Below are 12837 nucleotides of genomic sequence, written 5' to 3'. Positions count from 1 at the left end.
TAAACATGAAAAATAGAATCTTAATTGTAGCTTTTTCCACAGTGTTGGCAAGTTCTTGCGTCTCTCCAAAGGTCTATAAAGACTTGGAAAACAAATATGCCACATTAAAAGAGGAAAACAGGGAGCTAAAAACCGACAATGAAAATTTATTGAGTGCTAAAAATGCTGCACAAAACGAATTGGACCAGTTGCAAAAAGCTTATGAAGAAGCCATTGCAGAACGAGACAAGCTTCAAGTCGATTACAAGGCTACCAAAGCAAACCTGGAAAACTTAAAAGCATCTTATGATGCTCTGGAAAAAAACAGCTCCTCTGCCATAGCAGAAAATGTTCAAAAAAACAGAGAGTTGTTAGCCCAATTGGAAGACAAAGAACAAGCCCTTGAAACCGAAAATGCCAGACTGGAAACTTTGAAAAAAGAGTTGGAAGCCCGTTCCAATCGTGTAGCAGAATTAGAAAGCCTAATTGCAGCCAAAGATGCAGCCATGACCGAATTAAAAAATGCCATTTCCAGAGCTTTGGTGGATTTTGAAGGAAAAGGTCTAACCGTTGTTCAGCGTGATGGAAAGGTTTATGTGTCTATGGAAAACAAATTATTGTTTGAATCTGGAAGTTGGGCTGTTGGTATTGAAGGAAAAAAGGCCGTAAAACAACTGGGAAGCGTACTGGCAGACAATCCAGACATCAATGTTTTAATTGAAGGCCATACAGACAATGTGCCTTATTCCGGAAATGGCACCTTAAAAGGAAATTGGGATTTATCAACCAAACGTGCCACTGCCATTGTTGAAATTTTAAGGGAAAACCCTAATATAAAACCAGAAAACCTAACTGCAGCAGGACGTGGTGAGTATGCACCTATTGCCTCAAATGAAACCTCTGAAGGCAAAGCAAAAAACAGACGTATTGAAGTGGTTTTAACTCCAAAACTGGATGAATTGACCAAATTGCTTAACGATATTTAATTTTTTAAACGCGATTTCCAAAGAATCGCGTTTTTTTAATTAGTTATTTTTAAATTGCAGCCTTATATAGGATATTAACTTTTTAGTTTTTTTATGAAACATCTTTTTTTGGTTGTTATAATTTTACTTTTTGTATCATGTTCTAACAGTTCAAAAAAAGAAACCTATATTGACACTCAAGCCATTGTTTCAGTTCACAAAGATGGTTATGTAGGAGATGAACAATGTGCCTCTTGCCATAAAAACGTTTTGGAGACTTGGACAGGTTCCGATCATGATTTGGCCATGCAAGAAGCAACAGACAAAACGGTTCTGGGAAATTTTAATGATGTGCAAATAACCCTGGATGGCATAAAGTATGTCTTTAGCAAAAAAGATTCGGATTTCATGGTTAACATTACCGAAGTTGACGGTTCTGTTAAGGATTACAAAATAAGCTACACTTTTGGCGTTAGACCTTTGCAACAATACTTAGTGGATTTTGACAAGGGCAAAAAACAAGTGCTACGTGTCACTTGGGATGCAGAAAAAAATCAATGGTATCATCAATATTCGGGAGACACTTTGGATCCTCATGATTGGATGCATTGGACACAAAGTTCCCAAAACTGGAACACCATGTGCGCCGAATGCCATTCCACAAATCTTAAAAAAAATTACAATGTAGATGAAGACCGATTTAACACAACTTGGTCTTCAATAAATGTAAGCTGCGAAAGCTGTCATGGTCCTGCAGAAAAACACGTAAATTGGGCAAAAAACATACAGGATTCGCTTCATAACAACAAATATATTATTGCAGGAAAATCGCAATTTTCACAAATGAATATGTGTGCTCCATGTCATTCCAGACGTGCCAAACTCACTCAAAACCTAGTTCCTGGAACTCATTTTGAAGACCAATATCTACTTCAAAACCTATCACAAGAATTTTATCATGGTGATGGACAGATTTTAGAAGAAGATTATGTATATGGATCTTTCCTACAAAGTAAAATGTATCATAATGATGTTACTTGTACCGATTGCCATGATGCCCATTCCCTAAAATTAAAGGAAGTAGGCAACAATTTATGCATGCAATGTCATGAACCGAACTACAATGAGCCATCGCATCATTTCCATCCTCAAAATTCTGAAGGTGCACAATGTATCAATTGTCATATGACTGGAGTTACCTATATGGGAATTGATTTTAGAAGAGACCATAGTTTTAGAGTGCCTAGACCGGACCAAAGTGTGACTTATGGAACACCAAATGCCTGTAACACTTGCCATGCAGATAAATCGAACACCTGGGCTGCCAACAAAGTGGTAGAATGGTATGGAGCCAAAAGAGAAGCTCATTTTTCAGATGCATTATTAGTAAGTGCTAAAAATAAACTCTCCCAAAAAGAACGGGATGCATTAGATGTTTTTATTAACGATTTAAACTATCCAGCCATTGCAAGAGCCTCTGTAATTGACAATGTACAAATAACCGAATCCAAGCAATACAACGCATTGATTAAAGGATTAAACGATGCTTCCCCTATGGTGAGGTTTGCAGCATTACAAAAATTTAGAGGTTTAAGTCTTGAGGACAGAACTGCCATTGCCCTAAAACACACAAACGACACTACCAAACTGGTTCGAATTGGAGCTGCGCAATTATTATTGGATCTAGACCTAAGCACTTTAACAAACATAGATGTTAGTGGGATAAGCAAATCCAGAACAGAATTGGAAGAGATGCTTTTCAGCAATGCCGATTTTTCAACAGGACGCATGCAGTTGGGAGATTACTATTTTCAAACTAACGATATAAAAAATGCCATTAAACATTATCGTATAGCTCTAAAAAAAGACAGTTTATTAATTCCTGTGTACACTAATTTAGCCAGTTGTTATAGCATTGATGGAAAACCTGATGAGGCTTTGGATATATTAAATATTTTAATTGATAAAAGCCCAGATTTAGGAAGGGCTTATTATCTAAGAGCGCTACTGTACTTTGAGTTGGAGCAACACGCAATTGCCATAAAAGATTTGAAAAAGGCTATTGTCTTGGAGCCCTCAAACTCAAGATACCTTTATAATCTTGCTACCTACTATTATCAAAATAAAAAATTTGAAGAAGGCGAAGAAACCATTAAAAAAGCATTGAAAATGGAAGCAAACAATCCAGATTACCTTTATCTTTTAGCTTTGTTATATAAAGATCAAGGACAAATAGAAGCTTCACAAAAAATCATGCAAAAGCTGAACAGTCCAACTGGGAATATCCATTAATCGCTCTATAAATTAGTTTTAATTCCAAGAAATTTAAACATACAGATGACATACACCACATTACCCCATACCAATATTAAAGTAAGCAAACTCTGTTTAGGAACCATGACATGGGGAAATCAAAACACCCAGGAAGAAGGGTTTGCACAAATGGATTTAGCCACAGAAAAAGGCATCAATTTTTTTGATTGTGCCGAATTATATCCTGTTCCTGCCACAGCAGAAACCTATTCCAGAACAGAACAAATTATTGGAAATTGGTTTAAAAAGACCGGAAATAGGGATAAGGTTGTTTTAGCTACCAAAATTGCTGGCCCTGGAGATTACACAGCTCATATAAGAACCAACGGATTTAGTCAAAATGCTTTAAAAGATGCTGTAAACAAGAGCTTAAAACGGTTACAAACAGATTATATAGATTTATACCAACTACATTGGCCCGAAAGGCAGACCAATACTTTTGGCATTAGGGATTACAAACATAATCCAGAAGACTCATGGACAGATAATTTCAATGACATATTACATACCTTAGACGGCATCATTAAAGAAGGGAAAATTCGTCATATTGGGATTTCCAATGAAAAAGCTTGGGGAACCATGAGATATTTAGAAGAATCCAAAACCAATAATTTGCCAAGAATGATAACCATACAAAATGCATATTCGTTGTTGAATCGGGTTTTTGAAGGTGATATGGCAGAAATCTCACTCAGGGAAAACATTGGTCTTTTAGCATATTCACCTATGGCCTTTGGCGTGTTGTCTGGAAAATATGTTCAAGGCACTGCATCAGATAATTCCAGATTAAAACTATTTCCCAGGTTCTCAAGATATAGCTCAAAAAAATCCACAGAAGCCACTAAAAAATATCTTAAAATTGCTCAAGAACACAACCTTTCCCTGGCACAAATGGCATTGGCTTTTGTAAGTCAGCAACCTTTTGTTACCAGCAATATAATAGGCGCTACTAGTCTAAAACAATTAAAAGAAAATATTGAAAGTATTCATCTTTCTTTAAATAAAGACATCTTAAACTCCATTGAAGAAATACACGCTGAAATACCAAATCCTGCTCCATAATTTATAGAATGGAGTAAACTGCAAATTCTATGCTAAATTAACTCAATTCACCGAAGAAAAAGGCCGTTTGTCTATTAAGTATATGTTAATTGACTTGTGAATAAGATTTTTTATAATTTAGGTTTTTAGAATCTGCTAAGATGGCATGAGGTTTTCTTAATATTCTAAATCAACAAAAGTTTAATACATTAACTATTAAACACTTACATTAAATTAACTAACCTATTAATTAAAAATGAAAAAAATTACATCTTTACTATGCATTAGTATTGCTTTTTTAACTTCATTTTCAGTTTTTTCTCAATTTTCATTCCCTATTGATGCAGGACCATATGCTGTTGCAAGTGGTACACCTGTGACGGTTAATGTTAATGATGCAGGAAATACTGGAGGAGTAACTGCTGGGCTTTACGACAGTTTTACAATTACAGCTGACTGGATAAGCACAAACAATGCTTGGTCAAGCGAAGCCGATTTAACTGTGATCACCTCTGCTGGTTCTGTACTTATAGACCCAGCAACTGCAGGAGGAGGTAGTAGTGGTAACAGTACAACACTAACTTTTGAAGGCTCCTTCACCAGTGTTTATGACCCTTCTGTAGATGGGCTTCTAGACATTGTTATGAACCAGTCCTATGGTGGTTCATCTGCAGATTGGTCCAACATTGAAGTGACATTACATTTACAACCAACTTGTCCTGTACCAACCAATATAATGGTTGACATGGCAACTAATGTCTCAGCAACTTTAAGCTGGAATCCTGGAGGTGCTGAAACCTTATGGAATATTGAAGTGGTGCCTGCTGGAACAGCTCCAACGGGTACACCTACAGAAACAGGCGTATCCAATCCTCATACTGTTTCAGGCCTCACTCAAGCTACAGATTATGATTTTTACATTCAAGCAGATTGTGGAGCTACAGACGGCGTTAGCACATGGGTAGGACCTATTGCTTTTACAACAGCTTGTGATATTTTTTCTGCTCCATTTGTTGAAACATTTGCAGCAACCAGCACCCCAAATTGTTGGACAGAAACTGGAGATGAAGCATGGATATACAATACCAACGGCGATTATGATGCTGGGACTGCAGGAGACCATACTACTGGTGGAGGAACAAATTATGCATGGATTGACGGTTCTGGAGCTGGAAACACCATTAGCACCTTAACATCTCCTTTAGTTGATATATCAACCTTAACCTCTCCTGCATTATTATTCTCTGTTTTTAGTGAAAATAGTGATGATAACACATTCAACACAATTACAGCCGAATTTAATGATGGGAATACTTGGACAAATGTTTACACTCAGCAAGGCCCTTCAGGAGGATGGAGTAATATTATAATTGACTTATCTTCTTACAACACTTCAAATCCAGTACAAGTAAGATTTACTATTAATACCAACAGTACTGGATCCGCTTTTTATAATGATATATTGTTAGACGATATAGGTTTTGATGAAGCACCTTCTTGCTTTACACCTGTAAGTTTATCTGCCAACGCACTTTCAGCCAATAATGTTGAATTTGGTTGGGTAGCAGCTGGTTCTGAAACACTTTGGAATATTGAGGTGGTACCAGCTGGAACACCTCCAACTGGCACGCCAACTGAAACAGGAGTTACAAATCCGCATGTTGCTCAAGGGTTGACAGCTGTTACCGCTTACGATTTCTATGTCCAAGCAGATTGTGGTACAGATGGTACTAGCGGCTGGGCTGGCCCAGTTACTGTCACTACTTTATGCGACGTATATGTACCAGATTATTTAGAAGATTTCACTACAATTCCAGCCAACTGTTGGGATGAAGCAGATGCTGGTGACCCAACTTCTGGTCCACAGAACTTAGGTGCTGGATCATGGGTTGCAGATGGCTACCTTAATAATGGCACTACAGGCGCTTATAAAATTAATTTATATGCTGCAAGCAAAAGTGATTGGATATTATCTCCTCAAATTGATTTAACAGGTGGTCCTTTCCAAGTGGAATTTGATTTTGCCGTTATGAATTGGAACAGTACAACTGTCGCTGGTACTTTAGGAAGTGACGATCAAGTACAATTTTTAATTTCCACAGATGCTGGTGCAACATGGACCGCAATGGTAACATGGGATAACTCGTCTGTATTTAGTGCTACTGGAAGTCATTATGTATTTGACCTAACTGCATATAGTGGTAGTGTCGTTCAGTTTGCAGTTTGGGCATCTGAAGGCACTGTTAACGACCCTGAAGATGTGGATGTGTTTTTTGACAATTTATGGGTAAGATCAATCCCAACATGTCCTGAACCATCTCAGCTTAGTGCTACAAACGAAACACCAAACTCTGCTGAATTAAGCTGGATTCAATCTGGTTCTACTGCACTTTGGAACATAGAGGTTGTACCAGCAGGCACGACCCCTACCGGAACACCAACAGAATCTGGCGTTTCAAATCCGCATACAGTTTCAGGTTTAACGGCAGCAACAGATTATGATTTTTATGTACAAGCTGATTGTGGAAATAACGGAACAAGTATTTGGTCTGGACCTTTTACATTTACTACAGCTTGTGATATTTTTGTTGCTCCTTTTGTAGAGCCTTTTGACGATTCAAGTACACCAAATTGCTGGACTGAATCTGGAGATGAAAACTGGAATTACAGCACAGGTGCAGATTACGATGCTGCTGATGCTGGAGATAACACTGTAGGTGGAGGAACTAATTATGCATGGATTGATGGTTCTGGTACTTCAAATACGGTAAGTACACTGACTACTCCTTTAATTGATGTATCTCCTCTTACTACACCAGCATTATTGTTTTCAATTTTTAGTGAAAATAGCGACGATAACAGCTATAATACCATAGAAGTTGAGTTTAATGATGGAGCTGCTTGGTATAACGTATATACCCTTCAAGGATCTTCTGGAGGATGGAATGACATAATTATTGACATTTCAACTTACTCCATAACAGGGCCTGTACAGGCTAGATTCACCATAAGCACAAACAGTCCTGGCACAGCTTATTACAATGATATTTTAATAGACGATGTTGGTTTTGATGAAGCACCAACTTGTTTTAAACCAATTAACTTAAATGCTACTGTTCTTTCTTATACTTCAGTAGAGTTAAGCTGGACTGCTTCAGGAACAGAAACTCTATGGAACATTGAAGTGGTTCCTGCTGGTACACCTCCAACGGGAACACCAACAGAAACTGGAGTATCAAACCCACATATAGTATCTGGTTTAACAGCCAATACGAACTACGATTTTTATGTGCAAGCTGATTGTGGTTCTGTAGATGGTGTAAGTAATTGGGCTGGAGCTGGTACTTTCTTTACTGGCTATTGTGAATCTGTACCAACAAGTAACGATGGAAACGGTGTAGGAAACGTACAAATAGTAACTACAGATTTTCCAAGTTTTGGTGATGTTACCTATGAAGACCATACAGCAACACCAGTTAATGCTTTTGCAGGAATACTAACCAATGTTCAAATTACATTTGAAACAGGTATTACATACGATGCTCATATCTGGATAGACTTTAATGACAACTTTGTTTTCGAGCCTTCAGAATTAGTATACTCAGGAGAATCTGGTACTGGTAATCCAAATACACTTAATGCGTCGTTTACAATGCCTGCTTCTGCTCCTATTGGGCAACATATAATGAGAATAGGTACTGCCGATTTTGGACAAGCTACACCTAATCCTTGTTACAATGGAAGTTGGGGTGTGACTTTAGATTTTACTGTAGACATACAACAACTAACTTGTACACTGCCTGAAGCGACGTTTACTATGACTGAAGATTGTGACAATTCCCAAGTATTTGTAGAAGTTGATGTAACAAGTGTTGGAGATGCAACCACTTTACTAATATCAAATAATGTTGACCCTAATTTAAATCAACAAATTACAGATGTTGGCACATATATAATTGGGCCGTTTGCTTTAGATCAGGATATAACCATGAGTTTAATCAATGAGCAAAATACCGATTGTACTATTATTAGTCCTACCTTTACCTCATCTTGTCCGACATTCTGTTTAGATGCCTTACCAATATGTGCTGGATTATCTTATCCAAGTGTGGTTGGAGATCAAGTAGCTCCAGATTATTTAGATTATGGTTGTCTATTCACGCAGCCAGACCCACAATGGAATACAATTTTATTTGATTTACCAGGAGATTACCAATTCTCTCTCGATCAAGTAGATCTAAATGGCAACCCAATTGATATTGACTTTATTGTCTGGGGGCCTTTTAACAGTCAAGATGGAGGATGTTTCCAGTTATTACCTGAGAATGAAGCAGATTGTAGTTATTCTGCAACAGCGTCTGAAACGGTAACACTTAATAATGTGCAAGCAGGAGACATATTTATTATATTAATTACCAATTACTCTCAAGATGCAGGAACATACACCTTTAGTCAAGACAGTGGGCCAACAGGTGGTACCAATTGTGAAGTGGTTTGTGATGTTGTGATAGAAGAAGTGGGAGGCATAGATGTCACTGCGCCCGATACAATCGATTTTTGTGGGGAATCTAGTGTGACCATCATTGCAGACTCGCCTTATGCAGACGAATATGATTGGTATATGAATGGATTCTATCAAACTACCACATCCGTTCCTTCATTTCAAGCAACTGAGTCTGGACAGTATTTTGTTGTAGCTCGTGGTGATGTCTGTGATGGGGACTCTCAATCTGAAATCATAACCATTAACCTGTTTAATGATACTGCATTTGCTGCACAACCTAATGATATGGTGGTGTGTGATGATGATGGTTTTACGGAATTCGATTTAGAATCTCAAACCGCAATTATCCTTAACGGAGAATTGGGCACAGATTACTCAGTAACTTATTATGCTTCACAGGCTGAAGCTGACGCTGGAGATACAACAACAGCTCTTAGTTCTCCATATACAAATGTCACAAACCCACAAATAATATATGTAAGGGTTGAAGATATTGATGCAGTTGGACTAGGAACAACATGTTATAGCACTTTCCAATTTATGATTTCTGCAGATTTAAATGATGATCCATCATTTACATTAACAGCAACCTGTACAGGGGCTATAGCCTATATAGAAGGAGATACTGGAGGAACATTTACTTTCAATGCTACAGATGGTGCCGTCATTGATCCTGTTACAGGTGAGATTACCAATGGTGTTCCTGGAACAGAATATACAGTAGAATATACAACTGCTGGAATTTGTCCTATGACACTGGCACAAACAGTTACAGTTCCTGATGAAGAGGATGCCACTTTTACAGCAACATCTACTTGTGATGGAGCGACTATAAAAATTGTTTCTGAAGTGTATGGCGATGCAGATGGTACTTTTGCATTGAACCCTATACCAACAGATGGAGCTACCATTGATGCAGTAACTGGAGAGGTTACAAATGTTACTTCTGGTACAACATACACTATTGAATATACTACATCTGGTCCTTGTCCAGTAAGCAGTATAGAGACAGTTACTACAGATCCTTGCGTCATTCAACAAGTTATTACCCCTAATAAAGACGGTAAAAACGACACATTTGACTTATCTGGCTATCAAGTTAGTAGCCTAGAAATCTTTAATAGAAATGGTATTAAGGTTTACAGTAAATCTAATTATTCTAACGAATTTGAAGGAATATCTGATAATGGAGATGAATTACCAACTGGAACGTATTTCTATGTCATGAAATACGAAGGCAATGAAGTAAAATCAGCTTGGTTATATATTAATAGAGAAAAGTAAACTAACACAACCAAATTTTAATAATGAAAAAAATATATATCATTCTCGTATTCTTGTTTGCATTACAAATGCAGGCACAACAAGACCCTCAATACACACAGTATATGTATAATATGAACGTTGTAAACCCAGCTTATGCTGGGTCCTACGACGGAGTAGCCATTGGGCTTTTATACAGAAGCCAATGGGTTGGTTTAGACGGCTCACCAAATACAGGCACTTTTAACGTGAGTGCACCTGTAGGTAAAAGAGTTGGTATTGGACTATCATTTATTACAGACGAAATAGGCCCTGTAAAAGAGAACAACGTTTATGCTGATTTCTCGTATACCTTGCCTTTGGGTGGTGAGCATAAATTAGCCTTTGGTATTAAAGCTGGTGCTACTTTCCACGATATTGGATTAACTGGATTGGATGTTATTGACGCAGACGACCCATTTTTACAAAGCGATGTTAACGAAGTAACCCCTAATATTGGTGCTGGTGTCTATTTATACCAACCTAACAAGTACTACGTATCTGTTTCCATGCCCAACATGTTAAACTCGGTACATTTAGATGCCAATGGTTATAAAATTGGTTCAGAAACGCAACACCTCTTTGCAGCTGCAGGTTATGTGTTCAGTTTGTCTGAAAATTTTAAATTAAAACCACATACTATGTTCAAAATGGCTTTTGATGCGCCTGTTAGTTTTGACATCAATGCCAATGTGTTTATGTACGATTTAGTTGAAGTAGGTGTTGGATATCGTTTAGAAGACTCTTTTAGTGCCATGGTAAATTTCTTAATTACACCTAACCTAAGAGTTGGTTATGCTTACGATAGTGTTGTTTCAGACTTAGATATAGCTACTTCTGCATCACATGAGGTTTTTATCAATTTCGATATTCCTCTGTTAAAGAAAGTTTCACGTTCACCTCGTTATTTCTAATTACTTAAGCTAAACATTATGAAAAAATTAAATATATTTTTTACACTTTTATTAATGAGTAGTTTAAGTTTAACTGCTCAAAACAAAGACACACAAAATGCCGATAAGCATTTTAATAAATTTGAATTTGTAGAGGCCATTGAAGCTTACAACAAACTGGTTGAAGATGGCAAAGGAGATGCTTATGTTTATGCCCAATTGGCTGAAGCCAATTATAACATCTTCAGTACCCAAGAAGCTGAACGCTGGTATGCAAAAGCATTGGAATCTGATCAAGATCCAGAAATGATGTACAAATACTCGCAAATGCTAAAAGCAAATGGAAAATATGATGAATCCAATAAATGGATGAAGAAATTTGCTGATGCTAAACCTAAAGACGACAGAGCCAAAGCTTTTAAAACAAATCCAGATTATATTCCAGGGATTTTGGAAGGAGAAAAACTATATGATATCAAATCTCTTGAGTTCAATTCAGAATATACAGATTTTGGAGGAACTGTTAAAGATGGAAATCTTTATTTCTCTTCAGCCAGAAATCAATCCAGAAGAGATTATGGATGGAACGAAGAGCCTTTCTTAGACATTTATCGTGTAGCTGTTGGTGGCGATGCTGAAGGTATAGAAGCTCAAGCTGTATCTGGTATTAACACCAGATACCATGAAGGCTTGGTTTCTTTTAGTCCAGATGGAAATACCATGTACTTTTCCAGGGAAAGTTTTGCTGAAGGAGATTTTGAAAAAAATAAAGAAGCAAAAACCAAAAAAAGTTTGCTGTATTTATTTAAAGCCACAAAAGATGGAGAGTCTTGGGTAAATGTGCAACCATTATCCATAAACAACAAAGAATATTCTGTTAAAAACCCTTCTGTAAGCAAAGATGGAAAAACCTTATATTTTGCATCTGATATGCCTGGAGGTTTTGGATTGTTTGACATCTACAAAGTAGCCATTAACGACAATGGTACTTTGGGTCAACCTGAAAACTTAGGAAATAAAATAAATACAGAAGGACAAGAAATGTTCCCTTTTATTAGTGATAAAGGTATTCTATATTTCTCATCCAATGGGCATTTAGGCTTAGGAGGTTTAGATGTGTTCCATACAACGGAATCTGGAAACGTAGTAAACGCTGGAGTACCTGTAAACAGTAACTCAGACGATTTAGCATTTACCATTAATGAAGAAACTGGCGAAGGTTATGTGTCTTCAAACCGTCCAGGAGGAAAAGGCAGCGACGATATTTATGGTCTTAAACGTATTGAACCATGTATCGTAAATGTTGTAACTACTGTTGTAGACAATAAAACAAACAATCCTTTGGCTGGAGTTGCCGTGACCATTAAAGATGCCAATGGTCGTGTAGTAGCTACTGAAACATCCAATAAAGATGGACAGGTTAATTACAAGGTTTCTTGCGATAAAACCTTGGAGATTTCAGGCGTTTTAAAAGACTATCTGGCAAACTCGGTAACTTACTCCGGAAGCAAAGAGAAACAAGCTTTAGTGCAGCTTAATTTAGATCCGATTGAGGTGATAATAGTTAAAGACAAAGTGGTTTTAAATCCAATCTACTTTGAATTTGACAAATCCAATATAACGGAACAAGGAGCTTTTGAATTGGATAAATTGGTGGCTGTTATGTCCAAATACCCAGACATGGTAATTGTAGCAGAATCCCATACAGATAGTAGAGGTTCTGCAAGCTACAACGAAAGGCTTTCTGACAGACGTGCAAAATCTACCGTTCAATACGTAATTTCAAAAGGTATTGATGCCAGCAGAATATCTGGTATAGGTAAAGGTGAAAAAGAAACCT

6 protein-coding genes are annotated in these 12837 nt (G+C 37.3%); all 6 read left to right on the top strand.

Features of this window, described 5'->3' with window-relative positions; translation table 11 throughout:
- Window positions 1–5 precede the first annotated feature (5 nt).
- The gene (locus AACY93_RS10430) at window positions 6–965 is read left to right on the top strand and encodes an OmpA family protein (RefSeq protein WP_286852898.1); all 960 of its coding nucleotides are present in this window, start codon (window positions 6–8) and stop codon (window positions 963–965) included.
- Window positions 966–1058: 93 nt separating this feature from the next.
- Window positions 1059–3236, top strand: a complete 2178-nt coding sequence (locus AACY93_RS10425) for a tetratricopeptide repeat protein (protein WP_286852899.1) — start codon at window positions 1059–1061, stop codon at window positions 3234–3236.
- Window positions 3237–3281: 45 nt separating this feature from the next.
- Window positions 3282–4319, top strand: a complete 1038-nt coding sequence (locus AACY93_RS10420) for an aldo/keto reductase (protein ID WP_286852900.1) — start codon at window positions 3282–3284, stop codon at window positions 4317–4319.
- Window positions 4320–4554: 235 nt separating this feature from the next.
- Entirely contained in the window at window positions 4555–10086 is a 5532-nt protein-coding gene (locus AACY93_RS10415; RefSeq protein ID WP_286852901.1) for a gliding motility-associated C-terminal domain-containing protein, read from the top strand.
- Window positions 10087–10109: 23 nt separating this feature from the next.
- On the top strand, window positions 10110–11018 hold the full coding sequence (locus AACY93_RS10410; protein ID WP_007646760.1) for a type IX secretion system membrane protein PorP/SprF: 909 nt from the start codon (window positions 10110–10112) through the stop codon (window positions 11016–11018).
- A 54-nt stretch (window positions 11019–11072) separates the two neighbouring features.
- Window positions 11073–12837 (top strand): OmpA family protein (locus AACY93_RS10405; RefSeq protein WP_339611908.1); only part of this gene is annotated, 1765 nt, incomplete at its 3' end.

Origin of the sequence: uncultured Xanthomarina sp., from assembly GCF_963971605.1 — a bacterium.
GTDB lineage: Bacteria > Bacteroidota > Bacteroidia > Flavobacteriales > Flavobacteriaceae > Xanthomarina > Xanthomarina gelatinilytica.
This window is presented reverse-complemented; position numbering and strand designations above follow the sequence as displayed.